Source organism: Yoonia maritima (assembly GCF_003003285.1).
Lineage (GTDB): Bacteria > Pseudomonadota > Alphaproteobacteria > Rhodobacterales > Rhodobacteraceae > Yoonia > Yoonia maritima.
Genome location: NZ_PVTP01000001.1, coordinates 309,906 through 325,370, shown reverse-complemented (window position 1 = coordinate 325,370; position 15,465 = coordinate 309,906). Strand labels below are relative to the sequence as shown.

Sequence of the window (15,465 nt, the reverse complement as noted above, 5' to 3'; positions counted from 1 at the left end):
CCGCAGGCCGGGGGCAGCGCCCCTTCTTCAATCTTCATCAACAACTTCGAATAGCGCAGGAACCGCCGGGCATGGAGCCAAGGCGTTACCAATAACGTCAGAAAGCCGCGCTTGGTGTAAAAACACATAAACATGTGCGCTCAACCCCTCCCACAACCGGTTGGTAAGTGACTGCGCTCGCGATCCCGATGCGCCACCAGATGCACCAGCACCCTTATGCATCGCCGACACGGTCTCATCCACTGCGCCTAAAATATCAGACACACGCATTTCCGATGGAGGCTTTGCAAGCCGGTAACCACCGCCCGGGCCACGTACTGATTCCACCAATCCTGCGCGACGCAACTTGACGAACAATTGTTCAAGATATGGCAAAGAAATGTCCTGCCGCTTGGATATTTCCGTCAGGTTGACAAGCGTATCAGCGGGTTGAAGCGCCAAATCAGCCAGCGCAACCATGGCATAACGCCCTTTAGTACTTAATTTCATCGCTCTTCCCCATCCATGCGCGCAATTTTATTGACGGCACGGCGTTGCGTCATTACTTCACCGAGACTAGACAATTTGGGATTTCACCCAGATTAGAATCTTTCTAAGGTGCCCGAGCATTTTCGTCAACAATGCTCATGCACCGCAGCAGCGACGGATCAATATGCCCGAAGTTATCTTTCCCGGACCCGAAGGACGCCTAGAAGGGCGTTACCACCCGCAAAAAGACCGCGATGCACCGATTGCGATCGTTTTGCATCCGCATCCGCAATTTGGCGGAACGATGAACAATCGGGTGGTCTATAATCTGCACTATGCATTTTATAACATGGGTTTCACTGTTCTTCGGTTTAACTTCCGTGGCGTTGGCCGCTCTCAGGGTGAATATGACCAAGGTGTTGGTGAACTCTCTGATGCAGCATCTGCACTCGATTACCTCCAGTCGATGAACAACAACTCCAAGCACTGCTGGGTTGCTGGATTCTCGTTCGGGGCATGGATCGGCATGCAGCTGTTGATGCGTCGTCCTGAAATCACTGGGTTCATCTCGGTCAGCCCACCTGCGAACATGTACGACTTTAGCTTCCTTGCGCCCTGCCCGTCCTCGGGTTTGATCATCAACGGATCAAACGACCGCGTGGCACCACCTGCAGATACCGTGAGCCTCGTGAACAAGCTGCACGAACAAAAGGGCATTACAGTTACGCATGACGAAATGGATGGCGCAGGTCACTTCTTTGAAGATCCATACATGGATCCGATGATTGACACTGTAAAAACATACGTTCGTCGTCGCCTCACTGAAAACACACGGTAAAACTAATGGCTGAATCCTACGTCCAACGCGTCGCCGATGAACTTGCTGATTTGGCTTTGGCCGATCAAAAAGCATCGGGCGACATCGCAATCGTAGATGCTATTGGCGATATTCTTGGAGCGTCATCGCAGACGCTTCAAGAAACCTACCTAACGTCAGTACGGGTACGCCGCGCCGAGGAGCGGGCGCGTGCAATGCTGGATTCGCGCCTCGTCAATGGGTATAAAGACGCCCCAGCGCCCAAAGCTGCGCCCCTTCAAGGTCTGTCTGACGAAGACAAAGAACGCGAAGAAGCAAAGATCGCAGAAGACGCCGCTACCAAACAAGCAGCGCCGGCCCCAGAACCGCAAGCAGAACCTGAGGTACAAGCGACAGAACCAACCGTGGGCATGCCCCGACGGGTTAAGCGATAATGTCCCATCGGATCGATGCGCAGCTCGCGTTTTTGATCGAGGCGGACAAGCTGAAATCAACGCTCCGTGCGACTACATTATGCGACCGATCACGCCGCGAAAATTCCGGAGAACATAGCTGGCACATCGCGCTTTATGCGATGGTTATGGCCGAACACGCAGTACGGCCGATCAGAGTTGATCGCGTGATTAAAATGCTGTTGATCCACGATATTGTGGAAATTGATGCCGGCGACAACCCGATTCACGGCAATCACGACCCTGCAGAACAAGACGTCATTGAACAAAAGGCAGCCGACCGTATCTTTGGGCTTTTGCCGACAGATCAAGCAAGCGCCTTTCGTGCGCTCTGGAACGAATTTGAAGCTGCTGAAACTGACGATGCGATTTTTGCGAAGTCAATCGATCGGGTGCAGCCCGTGATTGCCAACCTCGAAACTGATGGCGGCACTTGGCCCGAGTACAATGTGACACCAGCACAACTTCAGACACGTGTCGGCGTTAAGGTCCAACGCGGCGCACCTGCGATCTGGAACACGTTAAAGACGCGAATTGATACTTGGTTTACCCAAAACACCTGACATAGCACCAGAAAACAGCGTCTTTCCCCTATACAAACGGGTTTCATCGGCGTAGTGCGCACGCTTACCCGCCAGAAAGCCCCCCGATGACCACGATGATCCAGACCCTTTCCGATGCACTAGCCAAACAAGGCTACACTGATTTGACCCCCGTTCAGGAAGCAGTCACTGCACCTGAACTTGAAGGACAAGACCTTTTGGTCTCGGCGCAGACCGGATCAGGTAAAACTGTTGGTTTTGGTTTGGCGATTGGGCCGACCATTCTAGCTGAGGATGGTACATTTGGTCCTGCGGGCCGTCCGCTCGCTTTGGTCATCGCACCCACACGCGAATTGGCGCTTCAAGTAAAACGCGAATTGCAGTGGCTGTATGCCGGCGCTGGCGTAACGATGGCTTCGACTGTCGGTGGGATGGACATGCGCGATGAACGTCGCGCGCTTGACCGCGGTGCACACATTGTTGTCGCGACGCCCGGTCGTTTAAAAGACCACATCATGCGCGGTAGCCTTGATATGTCTGACATGCGAGCAATCGTTCTGGACGAAGCTGACGAAATGCTGGACCTTGGGTTCCGAGAAGATCTCGAATTCATTCTGGGCGAAGCCCCAGAAACACGCCGCACACTGATGTTCTCAGCGACAGTGCCGCCGATGATCGCTAAGCTCGCGAAATCTTACCAACGCGATGCAGTGCGTGTGGCAACCGTTTCCAAAGAAAGCCAGCACAGCGATATTGAATACCGCGCGCTAAGCGTTGCTAACCACGATATCGATGCCGCAATCATTAACGCTCTGCGCTATTACGATGCGCCAAACGCCATTGTATTCGCAAATACACGCGCAATGGTCACACGTTTGACAACACGCCTATCCAACCGTGGGTTCGCCACGGTCGCCCTATCCGGCGAACTGTCACAAAACGAACGTTCACACGCGCTACAAGCCATGCGCGATGGGCGCGCACGCGTTTGTGTGGCGACCGATGTCGCTGCGCGCGGGATCGACCTGCCCAATCTTGAATTAGTGATCCACGCAGAATTGCCGACCAACGCAGAAACACTATTGCACCGTTCGGGCCGTACTGGTCGCGCCGGTCGCAAAGGTATTTCCGCACTAATCGTTCCTGCAAAAATGCGCCGCCGTGCGGAAAACCTACTAAAGTGGGGTAAACTGAGCGCGACATGGGCCGTTCCACCGACGGCGGACGAAGTAAAAGCACGCGACGAAGAACGCCTGTTGAGCGATCCAATTTGGTCCGAAGACTTTAACGACAGCGAACAAGAGTTTGCGACCCGCCTACTTGCGCAGCATGCACCCGAAAAAATCGCGGCCGCTTATCTGCGCCTTTACGCTGGCAAACAATCCGCACCAGAGCATCTGTCCGAATATAAAGATGGCCCGCAGCGTGGCGAACGTGCAGAACGCGCCCCGCGCGAGCACAAAGCATTTGGTCCATCCAAGTGGTTTAGCGTCGATGTGGGCCGCGAAGGTAAAGCCGAAGCACGTTGGCTGCTGCCAATGATCTGCAAAGCCGGTGATATCACGAAAAACGAAATCGGCGCGATCCGCATTCAACCGAATGAGACATTTGTTGAGATTGCAGAACCCGCAGTTGCTGGCTTCCTTAAGGCCGTCGGCAGCGACATGAAGCTCGAAAACCAAGCAAATCTAAAAGCGCTTGATGGCGCTCCGCAGCTTGGCGAACGTGGCCCCCGGAAAACAAAGCGTGACTATGACGACCGACCAAAGCGCGATTATGGTGACAAACCAAAGCGTGACTACGGTGACAAGCCCAAACGCACAGCGCCACGTGACCGCCCTGCTCCGCCGCCATCGTCGCAACATGACGTACCAGCGATCCAACCAGTCCCAGGTGCTGCCGACGATTACAGCGCAAAACGCAAACCACGTCACAAACCGGAACGTCGCGACCACGGCGATGCTTTGGTCGAAAAGCGGAGCAAACCACCGTACAAAGGCAAATCCGACGGCGGAAAACCTGCCTATAAAGGGAAGTCAGACGGTGGAAAGCCCGCCTACAAAGGTAAATCTGATGGTGGCCCGCGCGGTGGAAAACCTGCAGGCAAGCCAAAGGGTAACGCTAAGGACACTTCAAAGCGGTTTGTGCCGCCTGGTGGCGGTAAAGGAAAACCGCGCAAAGGTGGTAACACTCCTCCCCGAAAGGGTAGGTAACTGTGCAGATGTGACAGGTATTAGAACTTTTTCCCCGGTTTTCTAGCAACTTAACGCTGCTAATCTACCACTATAAGGAGAAAGGATACCTATCATGGCTAATTCAGACCCTAAGAGAACGAAGGCGGAGCCTACCAAAACACCGGCTCCGCAACCACAAGCACCTAAGCGTCAAATCTTTTTCGACTTCGCCAGTATCTAGTCTAGGCATATATGCACGGCACGCGTAAAATCGCGCCATGAGTGCACTCACTAGCATAAAGAACATCGGCCCCGCGTTTGAAAAATCGCTGATGGCCGCCGGTATAACCACAGCCGAACAACTGCGCGAAATCGGCGCAGATGCAGCCTACCAAAGGCTACTAGAAAACGGTGCCCGCCCTCATTTCATCGGGTACTACGTGTTGCACATGGCGCTTCAAGGGCGACCATGGAACGACTGCAAAGGCGAAGAGAAGAAGTCGCTGCGTAAGCAATTCGATAAAATAAAATCTGGAAGCTTCGACGAAGCCCGATCCGAATTGGAACGGTTTTTAAATCAAATTGGTGTGATTCCAGCAGACCCAAAGTAAACACCCTTCACATTTGACGCGGAATCGTTTATGTTAACATCATGAACATTGAACAAGACATTAATCATGAACTTTCCCGCCTGCGCAAAATCGCATGGCGGATGGATGCATTATTTTACATCCCGGGCACCAATATTTCGATCGGGTTGGATAACATTTTAGGGCTAGTACCAGTCATCGGCGACATCGCGGCGCTTGCGCCATCAGTTTGGATGATCAAACAAGCACATCGTCTTGGGGCAACCCCTGGTGCGCTGGCTTATATGAGCTTCAATACACTGCTTGATTTCGCAATCGGCAGCATCCCATTGGTCGGCGACATCTTTGATGCGCTGTATAACGCAAACATCCGCAACTACCGCGCACTTGAACGGAACCTAAATGAAAAGGCCGCCCGCGCCAAAACTGTGCGGACGGCCCAAAAAGATCTTGGCTGGGCGAACCCTAACCTACTGTCGGATTAACCAACCAGTTCAAGACCTGAGAAGAAGAATGCAATTTCTTCAGCAGCTGTTTCAGGTGCATCAGAACCGTGAACAGAGTTTTCACCGATAGACAGTGCGAACTCTTTACGGATTGTGCCTTCTGCAGCGTCGGCTGGGTTCGTTGCGCCCATAACTTCGCGGTTTTTCGCGATTGCGTCTTCGCCTTCAAGAACCTGAACAACGATTGGCTCAGAAATCATGAATTCGCACAGTTCGCCAAAAAAAGGACGCTCAGAGTGCACACCGTAGAATGTCTGTGCTTGCGCCAATGTCAGCTGAATACGCTTGGATGCGACGATGCGCAGGCCAGCTTCTTCGAATTTCGCTGCGATTGCACCAGTTAGGTTACGCTTTGTTGCGTCTGGTTTGATGATCGAGAATGTACGCTGAATAGCCATGTTTACAGGTCTTTCATGTCATAGGGTTTGTTTTCTCGCGTCCCCTAACATGGGCCGCGCGGCGTGAAAAGAGGGCATGACTATCCGTAAATATCGCAAGCCTTAATCCCACGCGCTGGATTACACAAAATTACACTTATAACAATTCAAGATTGACTCACGAACAACTTAAAGGGTTAATTATCTCCAATACATCGCTGCCCGTACGATTGGAGCACATATTGGCAACTATGAATACAGGGCTCGGCGGACCAGCTGGCTATGGAGAAAACGTCTTTTCGACGTCTGGACTGACGGCCGGAAATCTTGACGATGGCAGTATTCTTGTCGATGTGACCTCAGTATTTGGTGCAACTGGCATCGATTATTACGGTACCGACTACACAGGTATTTACATCAACTCAAACGGCCTCATTACATTCGAAGGTCCCGAGACCTCTTATCAGCCGTCCGGCATTGATAACTACACTGACCCTGCGATTGCGCCATTTTGGTCTGATGTGGATCTGAACAAGGGCGGCGAAATCTATTGGGACCTTGATCCTGCCAATGGAACGGTCACGGTAACTTGGGATGGCGTGGCTCCCTTCTCGGGAACCGGTTCAAATTCATTCCAAATGATTCTTTCTGATACCGGCGATGGAAACTTCTCGGTTGAATTTATCTATGAAAATATAGATTGGACCGAAGGTTACGGTGGCGCAGGTCCAGCGACAGTTGGTTTCACTGACGGGGGAAGCAATCTAACAACTCTTCCAGGATCAGGCGATGCGACTGCTCTTACGCAGTTTGACACGACCGACTTTGGCAACGGCGACCCAGATGGAACGTGGGAATCTGACGTCGTGGGAGGCGTAACCCTTTCAAGTGATGGGATCGTTAGCGGCACCTCGGGTGACGATGTCATTGACGCGTCTTATGACGGTGACCCCGAGAACGACTTTGTCGATGGTGCAGATGGAACTGGAGCCAACAGAAATGATGACGTCATCTCTGCTGGGGCTGGGAACGATACCATTAGCGCAGGTGACGGTGACGATAGCGTCTTTGGCGGGTCCGGGCATGACATTATCGACGGCGGTCTAGGCGCGGATACGCTACGCGGTGAAGACGGTGATGACACCATCACCGTCGCGCAAGGCGATACTGCAACCGGTGGTGACGGTGATGATACATTTCTCGTTACTGACCTAGGCGAACCCGGGATATCAACCATCACGATTACCGGTGGTGAAGGTGACGAAACCGACGGCGATACGTTAAACTTTCAAGACCTTGTCGGAATTGGGGGCGTTACATACACAAACACTGACGATGCAGCAGGCGGACTGAGCGGCGTTGCCACTTTGTTGGATGGCACAGTGGTTAATTTCTCTGAGATTGAAAACGTCATCATCTGTTTTACGGCTGGAACCCGCATTGCGACCCCTTATGGGCAGCGCCCGATTGAAACGCTGGATATCGGTGATATTGTTCTGACCAAAGGCAACGGCCCACAGCCAATCCGCTGGATTGGCAAACGCACGGTGCCCGCGATCGGAAAGCTCGCTCCCATTCGTATAAAGGCCGGTGTATTTGCAAACACGCGTGACCTTCTTGTGTCACCGCAACATCGGATGATTTATGATGGCTGGAAAACACAAATTAACTTTAACCAAGACGAAGTCTTGATCGCGGCCAAGCACCTTGTGAATGATGATACAGTTATTCGCGAAACCGCTGATGAAGTCACTTATATCCACATTATGTTCGACCGGCACGAAATCGTATTTGCCGAAGATGCCGCATCAGAAAGTTTCTTTCCCGGCTCATCAGGTTTAGATGCCGTCGAACACGAAGCCAGAGAAGAACTGTTTTCCATTTTCCCCGAATTGCGCAGCCTGCCTACTGCGTTCGGGCCGACAGCCCGCATGTGTTTGCGCCAATTTGAAGCGCAGCTCTTAAATGCGACCTGAACGCAAACAACCACCGACGGTAAATCGGTGGTTGCTGCTAAGTTCACTTAGGAACGGCTAGTCGTCCAACCCTTCAAGCGCAAAGAACATTGTCTCGCCTGAATGATCATCAACCCCGTCGTTATCTGTCACGACATAGGCAGTGCCATTTGGCGTAAATGTCAGCCCTTCGACCTTATCTAGTACGTAACCACCGGTGGCTGTCAGATTTGGGATCAGGTCGCGCACGAATTCTTTGGTGACCACAGGCAGCTCCCCACCCAGCGGCGCCGGCACCATCTGGTCAAGCGAAACACGCGTAATTTGCTTGACCGCAGCGTTTGCGCCGATCTGGTTGTCGCGCTCAAGCAGATATACATAATCATCCCGTGCAACGATCTCGGATAAGCCCATCCACCCGGTCTCAGGCGTTTCCAGAGGATAGAGCACCGCGCCCCATTCTTCGGTTTCCAGGTTATAGGCAACCAGTTTCACCATCCCGTTGGCGTCGTCTTCCCATTCACGTTGGACAGCCATCCAAAGCGTGTCACCAACAACTGTGATACCTTCAAAACCAAATCGTTTCTGAACGCCTAGCAGCGCGTTTGGCAGCCCAATTTCTGCGTCGATCTCACCATTTGCAGCAACATGATAGATCGCATGTGGAACCATGCGGTCAATTCGGCCCTCTGATGCCACCCAGAAACCATCGTCGCCGTCAGATGCGATACCTTCCATATCCAGCTTTTGCGCGGGGTAGCCGCCACGGGTCACAGGTGTCGCCTCTGTGATTTGCGCGGGTGTTTGGCTGACATCAATGGTAAAGATCGTTGGCTGATAACTATAGAAGCTGTCATTCACCGCGACCAGCGTGTTGTCGTCAACCGCTGCAAGGCCAGATAACGCCCCCCAGCCAATCAAGTCATCAGCACCAGCAGATGTGATCATCGGATAGGATGCATCCGCGTCAGAGTATTCAAAGATCATCACATGACTGCGAACGCCGCCATCTTCGATCAAATCAACTTCGTTTGCGGAAACGAGCAGGTTACGCGAAGGGATCGCAACATAGCCCTCTGGCCCAATACCCGACGGTAGAAGCTGCATCAGCGTCGGATTTGCAAGATCAGAAACGTCGTACACGCCAACCATCGAAGCGCGCTCTGCACCAACGAACACCATCGGGGTATCGTTGAATGTTGCCGTTTCAATTGACTCAGGCTCTACGCCTTTGCTGTCAGAGCGCTTATCAGGATAATGGCCAGCTTGAACGATCGCGTATTCAAAGCTCGTTCCACTATCATATACGATGGTTCCATCGGCGTTAAAGATTGTCCAACCCCGCGTACCACCGTCCATGTCGCCCTCGTTCGCGGTGGAAAAATGCGCGTCATCAATCCACTTAACCGCATCTGGTTCACGTGGCAGAGCAGACTGAGATTCGGCAAACAAGAGCGCCCCGCGTTCATCCGTCGCGTCGATACCGTCCAGATCGACAGTGCCCGCACTAAAGTGGTTTTTGATCGCACCATCACGGCCGACAACGACCATGTGGTTATTTTCTTGCATTGTTACAATGATATCTCCGCCAGAGTTAATGTCGACGAACTCTGGCTCTGGGTCTTCGGGGCTAACCTCTGCTAGGTCTGTCATGTCAACATTGATCAGCGTATCGCAATCAGCAATGCCATCCGTAATTTGTACCAAGCTCAAGGCACCCGCCGGTAACTGACCGGTGCGACCGTCGCCTAAATCTTCGTCGCGTTCATTTTCAATCGCAACAGCGACAAAGCTTCCATCTTTGGCCACAGCGATGCTATCGGGCTGACCAGGCAATTCGCAGCTTGCGAGTTCGTCACCTGATTCTACATCAAGAACCGCCAGACGACCTGACGGATCGGTATAGCTTTCGGATGTGTTGACACCGACGAACGCAATCTTGCCAACAATCCCAACAGATGTCGGTTCACCTCCAACATTGACGTTGCCAAGCGGCGCAGGGTTAGCCGGGTCCGTAATGTCAATACGCCCAATCACACCCAGTGGGCTATCGGTATAAACCAGCGTCATACCATCGTCGGTTGCAGCGATAATCTCGGCAGAGGTTTCGACGTTTTGGTCGCCCTCTCCGATATTCAAATGCGTTGGAAAAGAAGAAATACGGTTAAAAGCATCGGCGTGCGCCATGCCAGCGATCAAAGCCAGAGCAGAAGTCAGGCAGCAAAGACGGTAAGTCATGATTGTCCTCAGGTTACTTATCCGCAATCCCATGCAGCCGATCCACGACGTTTGCGTAACGTACCGATGACGTTTTCATGACACAGCTAAATCATATGATTGACCCGGCCCTTTGGATCAAGCATAGCCGCATTATGCTTAAAATTTCTGATCTCACATATTCTGTCGAAGGCCGCACGCTGGTCGAACACGCAACTGTCACGATCCCAACAGGCCATAAGGTCGGGCTTGTTGGACGCAATGGTTCTGGCAAGACAACGCTGTTCCGCATCATTCGTGGCGAAATGGTGCTGGATACCGGCAGCGTAAACATCCCGCGAGGCTGGAAAATCGGCGGTGTGAGCCAAGAAGTCCCCGGAAACGAAGTATCGCTTATTGACACAGTGCTGCGTGCGGACACTGAACGCGAAGCACTCATGGCAGAAGCTGAAACAGCGACCGATCCTGAACGTATCGCAGAAGTGCAAACCCGCCTTGCCGACATCGACGCATGGTCGGCCGAAGCGCGCGCCGCCACGATCCTTAAGGGGCTTGGGTTTACACATGAAGAACAGCAGCAACCCTGCTCTGCCTTTTCTGGCGGCTGGCGGATGCGTGTTGCGTTGGCCGCAGTCTTGTTTTCAGAACCTGATCTGTTGCTTCTGGATGAACCGACAAACTATCTTGACCTCGAGGGCGCACTTTGGCTCGAGGCATATCTTGTCAAATATCCCCATACCGTTCTGATCGTCAGCCACGACCGTGAACTACTGAACCGCTCTGTTGGTGGCATCCTGCATCTCGAAGATAAGGGGCTGGTGTACTACACGGGCACCTACGACATGTTCGCCAAACAACGCGCCGCAAACCGCGCCGTTCAGGCCGCTGCCGCGAAAAAACAGGACGCACAACGCCAGCACCTTCAGGCCTTTGTTGATCGCTTTAAGGCAAAAGCATCCAAGGCAAAGCAGGCACAGTCCCGCGTGAAAGCACTGGAAAAAATGGAAACCATTCGTGCGCCAGAAGATGCTGCGCGGACAGTGTTCACATTCCCAGAGCCAGAAGAACTGTCACCCCCGATTATTGCAACTGAAGGTGCTGCTGTTGGATATGATGAAACGATCATTCTACGCGACCTAAACTTGCGCATCGACCAAGACGATCGCATTGCACTACTTGGACGAAACGGTGAAGGAAAATCAACCCTTTCCAAAATGTTATCTGGCAGACTTGAAGTCGCAAACGGAAAGATGGTGACATCTAACAAGCTGCGTATCGGGTTCTTTGCACAGCACCAAGTAGACGAGCTGCGGATCGAAGAAACCCCGCTTGACCACCTACTCCGCGAACGCGCCCACGAAGGCCAAGCCAAACTGCGCGCACGACTTGCGGGCTTTGGCCTAGGTGCTGACCAGGCCGATACGGAAGTCGGTCGTCTGTCCGGCGGACAAAAGGCTCGTCTGTCATTGCTGCTAGCCACCCTGCCTGCACCGCATCTGCTGATCCTCGATGAGCCGACAAACCACCTTGATATCGAAAGCCGCGAAGCGCTCGTCGAAGCCTTAACCGCCTACTCTGGGGCCGTGATCCTTGTCAGCCACGACATGCACCTGCTGTCGATGGTCGCGGATCGTCTCTGGCTGGTCAAAGACGGGCATGTCACCCCCTTCGACGAAGACCTTCAGGCCTACCGCAAACTACTGCTTACCCCTGAAAAGCAAGTCGAAAAAGACAAACCCAAGCCTGTCAAAGTCGCAAAACCAAGCCGTGAAAAATTACAGGCGCTACGATCTGACGTGCGTAAAAACGAAGATCGCGTAAAAAAGATCAACGAAATGCGTGATAAGCTTGCCAAAAAACTCGCAGACCCGGTTTTGTACGAAGACGGCAAAGCAGGAGAGCTTGCAACATGGAACAAAAAATACGCCGAAGTCATGGACGCCCTAGAGCGCGCAGAAGCGATGTGGATGGTGGCACTCGAACGTTTGGATAAAGCGGAGAAAGCATAGCTTAAACCGCAGGGCACTAACATCATCTTGCCAATAATACTCCCGCCGGAGGCATCAAATTTCTAGAAATTTGATCTTCCCTCATACATAAGTTTCACATGACAGAACTTCACGCGTTGATCGCCGCCTTTACAACGATGTTTATCATCATTGACCCGCCGGGCCTTGCGCCAGTGTTTATCGCGATGACCCAAGGCATGTCATCCGCACAACGCCGCACTATTGCGATCCGTGCATGCGTCGTTTCCGCGTTTTTGATGATGGTCTTTCTCCTCCTTGGCGAAGCCGTTCTTGGTTTCATTGGGATTTCAATGGATGCTTTCCGTATCGCTGGGGGCATTCTTCTGTTCCTGACCGCGCTAGAGATGCTGTTTCAAAAACGCCAAGCACGCCGCGAAGACAACGCCGCAGAGGGGCTTGACGAACACCACGATGACCCATCCGTATTTCCACTGGCTTTACCGCTGATCGTCGGGCCTGGGGCAATTACAACCGTTATCCTGCTTGCAGGGCAAGCACAGGGTGCGACAGATTTTGCCGCTATTGCGGGCGTGATCCTTGCGGTTTTGTCGATCGTATTTTTGGCCTTTCTTGCGTCCAACGCGATTGAACGCGCCTTAGGTAAAACCGGCCTAAACATTCTAACCCGCGTCTTGGGAATGTTGCTCGCTGCGCTTGCAGTGCAATTCATCCTCGACGGCCTACGTGGTTTCGGGATCGGCGGTTAAGGGAATGCCATGACCACAGACCAAACAATGCGCGCGCTATACTTGGGCATTCTCGGCCTCGCTATTGCCGGGTCAGTTATTGTTTCCGGTCGTGAAAATCTCAACAAAACGTTGCAGCAGGCAGCGATTTGGCTATTCATTTTTCTGGGCGTCATCGGTGCCTACGGCCTGTGGGAGGACATCAGTCGCGACACTGCTGGTCGCCAAGCATATCTGGCGGACGGACGGATTGAGGTTCCCCGTAGTCAAGACGGCCACTATTATCTCACGCTCGCGGTGAACAATGTACCGCTTCGGTTTGTCGTGGATACCGGCGCAAGCCAGATTGTCCTGACCCAACAAGACGCTCAGCGCATTGGCATTGATCCGGGCAAGCTAAACTACTGGGGCTACGCGATGACTGCCAATGGAGAAGTCCGCACAGCGCCTGTCGTTCTTGACAACATCGCGCTGGGTCAAATCGAAGACACGGATATCAACGCTGTCGTAAATGGTGGCGAAATCGATATGTCGCTGTTGGGTATGACCTACCTTAACCGCTTTGATCACATCGAAATAAGCAACAACCAAATGGTCCTAAGTCGATGAAATACGCCTTCTTACTTGCACTTGCACTCGCGGCTTGTGCACCAACGCCGACTGAACTTCCCGAAGGTTTCGATCCTACCTTCGAATTCTAAGTCTTCTCAGCTTTTTTGGTCCAACGCCCGTCTTCTTGGGCCCAGTACTGTGCTTTGCAGCCAGCGTCCGTCAGCGCTTTCCACTGCCCGCGTGCATACTGTAGCGCCTCTTGGTCCCATCCATCGAACAGGATGCATGTCCGTTCTGTGGCGTTGATCTCTTCCGCGGTTACATCCGCTCCTACGACGCTCATTACGCAATGAAACCCCTCAGCGGACGCGTTGCCTAACAGCACTGGTTGATCGGCATCGTGCGGGCCACCAGCCACCCCGTGCGGGTTAAACCCATCATCAGGCCCCTGCCACAGAACTTCGTCCAATCGCTTCGTTAAGCCATCGTTGTTCGTGCGAACCAACACACGCCAGCCCGCCTCACGCGCTTTACCAATCAACATCGGCAAAGTCGTCTCAAGCGGGCTGTCCGTTAAGTGATAAAAATAGGCGGCGCCCACATCAGGCCTCGTATTTGTCAGCAATCAGACGGTTCAGTGCCATAACACCCCACCCAGTAGCACCAGCAGGCGCAAGTCCGGTTTCCGCTTTCACACTCGCGACGCCAGCAATATCAAGATGGCACCATGGCAGGTCTTCCTTAACGAACCGTTGCAAGAATTGCGCAGCTGTAATCGATCCGGCGACGCGGCCACCGATATTTTTCATATCAGCGATCCGCGATTTCAGCATTGCATCATAGGCTTTGCCCATCGGCATCCGCCACGCGCCTTCGCCTTCTAGACTGGCAGCTTTGATAAAGGATTCGGATAGGTCGTCTGAATTCGAAAACACGCCAGCATTTTCATGCCCTAAGGCAACAAGGATCGCGCCGGTCAGTGTTGCAAGGTTGATCATACCAACAGGTTTAAACCGTTCCTGCGCGTACCACATCACATCGGCGAGAACCAAACGGCCTTCGGCGTCTGTGTTAATGACCTCGATCGTGTCACCCTTCATGGATTTCACGACATCACCTGGACGGACTGCATTGCCGGACGGCATGTTTTCAACTAATCCAACAAGGCCAACAACATTAGCTTTCGCTTTACGTAAGGCCAATGTGCGCATGACACCAGCTACAACACCTGCCCCGCCCATATCCATGGTCATGTCCTCCATGCCAGCGGCTGTTTTTAGGCTGATCCCCCCCGTATCAAAGACAACGCCTTTACCGACCAAAGCAAATGGTGCTTCATCCCCGCCACCATTCCATGACATTACAACAACCTTCGACGGGCTATCTGACCCCTGCCCGACACATAGCAAACTGCCCATGCCCAGTCGTTCAAGATCGTCCTCTTCTAGAATTTCAACTTCAAGTCCCAGTTCATGCATCGCGGCAAGGCGAGCGGCAAAGTCATCCGTCGTGAGAACGTTCGCGGGTTCGTTTGTCAGGTCGCGGGTAAAGAACACGCCTTCTGCTATTGCTGCCATTGGGGCTGCGGTCTTTGCAACGTCTTCGGGTTTGGCAACCATGAATGAAACGGCGCCAATCGGCATTTTTTCAGCCGTTTTATGCGTATCAAATTTATAGCCGCGCAGCGCCAGCCCCAACGCAATTTCGTCCGCACGTGCGATGCTGCCTGCAAGAACTGTCAAATCAGCATCACCTTGCGCTTTGGCAAGTTGTGCTCCCGCTTTGCGCGCCTCTTGCGATGAAGGGCGGCGCGAAAGTTTGGTAACGATCACCGCTTCGGCTGCCAACCCGGCAGGATACGCGATCTGAGAGACATCGCCTGCGCTCATTTTCTCAAACTGTTCGCTCTCTAGAAACCGCGACAGCGCTTTGCGGGTCAAGGTGTTCACCTTGCGTGCCCCAAGGTCCAGCTTTCCGTCGTTGTCGACAAACACAGCCAACTTTCCGACAGCGGTCGCAACCACATCAAGATCGACGTCTTTGAACTGAATTTCCGCTGGCGTTGTCATGATGACTCCTCAAGGTGAATTTGATCTATG

Annotated in this window: 15 protein-coding genes; 10 read left to right on the top strand and 5 right to left on the bottom strand. The window is 52.9% G+C overall.

Annotated elements, in window-relative coordinates; all coding sequences use genetic code 11:
• Window positions 1-27: 27 nt before the first annotated feature.
• Window positions 28-489, bottom strand: coding sequence for a Fe-S cluster assembly transcriptional regulator IscR (iscR, locus tag CLV80_RS01645; RefSeq protein ID WP_106354079.1), 462 nt, complete (start codon window positions 487-489; stop codon window positions 28-30).
• 163 nt (window positions 490-652) lie between these two features.
• Here iscR and CLV80_RS01640 point away from each other — a divergent pair, with 163 nt between their 5' ends.
• From CLV80_RS01640 to CLV80_RS01615, 6 genes are all read left to right on the top strand, one after another.
• On the top strand, window positions 653-1,306 hold the full coding sequence (locus tag CLV80_RS01640; protein ID WP_106354077.1) for an alpha/beta hydrolase: 654 nt from the start codon (window positions 653-655) through the stop codon (window positions 1,304-1,306).
• 5 nt (window positions 1,307-1,311) lie between these two features.
• On the top strand, window positions 1,312-1,719 hold the full coding sequence (locus tag CLV80_RS18775; protein ID WP_311135510.1) for a hypothetical protein: 408 nt from the start codon (window positions 1,312-1,314) through the stop codon (window positions 1,717-1,719).
• Window positions 1,719-2,300, top strand: coding sequence for an HD domain-containing protein (locus CLV80_RS01630; protein ID WP_106354074.1), 582 nt, complete (start codon window positions 1,719-1,721; stop codon window positions 2,298-2,300). Before CLV80_RS18775 ends, CLV80_RS01630 begins: the two co-directional genes overlap by 1 nt.
• Before the next feature lie 86 nt (window positions 2,301-2,386).
• Window positions 2,387-4,492, top strand: coding sequence for a DEAD/DEAH box helicase (locus CLV80_RS01625; protein WP_106354072.1), 2,106 nt, complete (start codon window positions 2,387-2,389; stop codon window positions 4,490-4,492).
• 239 nt (window positions 4,493-4,731) lie between these two features.
• Window positions 4,732-5,064, top strand: a complete 333-nt coding sequence (locus CLV80_RS01620; RefSeq protein WP_106354070.1) for a TfoX/Sxy family protein — start codon at window positions 4,732-4,734, stop codon at window positions 5,062-5,064.
• Window positions 5,065-5,105: 41 nt separating this feature from the next.
• Window positions 5,106-5,528 (top strand): DUF4112 domain-containing protein, encoded by a 423-nt coding sequence (locus CLV80_RS01615; RefSeq protein WP_106354067.1) that lies wholly within the window; start codon window positions 5,106-5,108, stop codon window positions 5,526-5,528.
• Here CLV80_RS01615 and ndk read toward each other — a convergent pair.
• The gene (gene ndk, locus CLV80_RS01610; RefSeq protein WP_106354065.1) at window positions 5,525-5,947 is read right to left on the bottom strand and encodes a nucleoside-diphosphate kinase; all 423 of its coding nucleotides are present in this window, start codon (window positions 5,945-5,947) and stop codon (window positions 5,525-5,527) included. The genes CLV80_RS01615 and ndk overlap by 4 nt on opposite strands.
• Window positions 5,948-6,177: 230 nt before the next feature.
• Between ndk and CLV80_RS01605 the strand changes: the two genes are divergently transcribed.
• Window positions 6,178-7,902, top strand: coding sequence for a Hint domain-containing protein (locus tag CLV80_RS01605; RefSeq protein WP_106354063.1), 1,725 nt, complete (start codon window positions 6,178-6,180; stop codon window positions 7,900-7,902).
• Window positions 7,903-7,959: 57 nt separating this feature from the next.
• Here CLV80_RS01605 and CLV80_RS01600 read toward each other — a convergent pair whose 3' ends face one another.
• Window positions 7,960-10,119, bottom strand: a complete 2,160-nt coding sequence (locus CLV80_RS01600; protein WP_106354061.1) for an esterase-like activity of phytase family protein — start codon at window positions 10,117-10,119, stop codon at window positions 7,960-7,962.
• A gap of 134 nt (window positions 10,120-10,253) precedes the next feature.
• Here CLV80_RS01600 and abc-f point away from each other — a divergent pair, with 134 nt between their 5' ends.
• From abc-f to CLV80_RS01585, 3 genes are all read left to right on the top strand, one after another.
• The gene (abc-f, locus tag CLV80_RS01595; RefSeq protein WP_106354433.1) at window positions 10,254-12,107 is read left to right on the top strand and encodes a ribosomal protection-like ABC-F family protein; all 1,854 of its coding nucleotides are present in this window, start codon (window positions 10,254-10,256) and stop codon (window positions 12,105-12,107) included.
• 98 nt (window positions 12,108-12,205) lie between these two features.
• Window positions 12,206-12,835, top strand: coding sequence for a MarC family protein (locus CLV80_RS01590; protein ID WP_106354059.1), 630 nt, complete (start codon window positions 12,206-12,208; stop codon window positions 12,833-12,835).
• A 9-nt stretch (window positions 12,836-12,844) separates the two neighbouring features.
• A complete protein-coding gene (locus CLV80_RS01585) occupies window positions 12,845-13,423 on the top strand; it encodes a retropepsin-like aspartic protease family protein (RefSeq protein WP_106354057.1) in 579 nt (192 codons plus the stop codon).
• A gap of 88 nt (window positions 13,424-13,511) precedes the next feature.
• Here the strand turns inward: CLV80_RS01585 and CLV80_RS01575 are convergent, their stop codons facing one another.
• Both CLV80_RS01575 and CLV80_RS01570 read right to left on the bottom strand, forming a co-directional pair.
• Complete coding sequence (locus CLV80_RS01575) at window positions 13,512-13,967, bottom strand: DNA polymerase III subunit chi (RefSeq protein WP_106354053.1); 456 nt, start codon at window positions 13,965-13,967, stop codon at window positions 13,512-13,514.
• Window position 13,968: 1 nt separating this feature from the next.
• Window positions 13,969-15,435, bottom strand: a complete 1,467-nt coding sequence (locus CLV80_RS01570) for a leucyl aminopeptidase (protein ID WP_106354051.1) — start codon at window positions 15,433-15,435, stop codon at window positions 13,969-13,971.
• Between the last annotated feature and the right edge of the window lie 30 nt (window positions 15,436-15,465).

Coding starts and splice junctions, on each gene's coding strand:
- iscR (WP_106354079.1), bottom strand. CDS start 489: ATGAAATTAAGTACTAAAGGGCGTTATGCCATGGTTGCGCTGGCTGAT.
- CLV80_RS01640 (WP_106354077.1), top strand. CDS start 653: ATGCCCGAAGTTATCTTTCCCGGACCCGAAGGACGCCTAGAAGGGCGT.
- CLV80_RS18775 (WP_311135510.1), top strand. CDS start 1,312: ATGGCTGAATCCTACGTCCAACGCGTCGCCGATGAACTTGCTGATTTG.
- CLV80_RS01630 (WP_106354074.1), top strand. CDS start 1,719: ATGTCCCATCGGATCGATGCGCAGCTCGCGTTTTTGATCGAGGCGGAC.
- CLV80_RS01625 (WP_106354072.1), top strand. CDS start 2,387: ATGACCACGATGATCCAGACCCTTTCCGATGCACTAGCCAAACAAGGC.
- CLV80_RS01620 (WP_106354070.1), top strand. CDS start 4,732: ATGAGTGCACTCACTAGCATAAAGAACATCGGCCCCGCGTTTGAAAAA.
- CLV80_RS01615 (WP_106354067.1), top strand. CDS start 5,106: ATGAACATTGAACAAGACATTAATCATGAACTTTCCCGCCTGCGCAAA.
- ndk (WP_106354065.1), bottom strand. CDS start 5,947: ATGGCTATTCAGCGTACATTCTCGATCATCAAACCAGACGCAACAAAG.
- CLV80_RS01605 (WP_106354063.1), top strand. CDS start 6,178: ATGAATACAGGGCTCGGCGGACCAGCTGGCTATGGAGAAAACGTCTTT.
- CLV80_RS01600 (WP_106354061.1), bottom strand. CDS start 10,119: ATGACTTACCGTCTTTGCTGCCTGACTTCTGCTCTGGCTTTGATCGCT.
- abc-f (WP_106354433.1), top strand. CDS start 10,254: ATGCTTAAAATTTCTGATCTCACATATTCTGTCGAAGGCCGCACGCTG.
- CLV80_RS01590 (WP_106354059.1), top strand. CDS start 12,206: ATGACAGAACTTCACGCGTTGATCGCCGCCTTTACAACGATGTTTATC.
- CLV80_RS01585 (WP_106354057.1), top strand. CDS start 12,845: ATGACCACAGACCAAACAATGCGCGCGCTATACTTGGGCATTCTCGGC.
- CLV80_RS01570 (WP_106354051.1), bottom strand. CDS start 15,435: ATGACAACGCCAGCGGAAATTCAGTTCAAAGACGTCGATCTTGATGTG.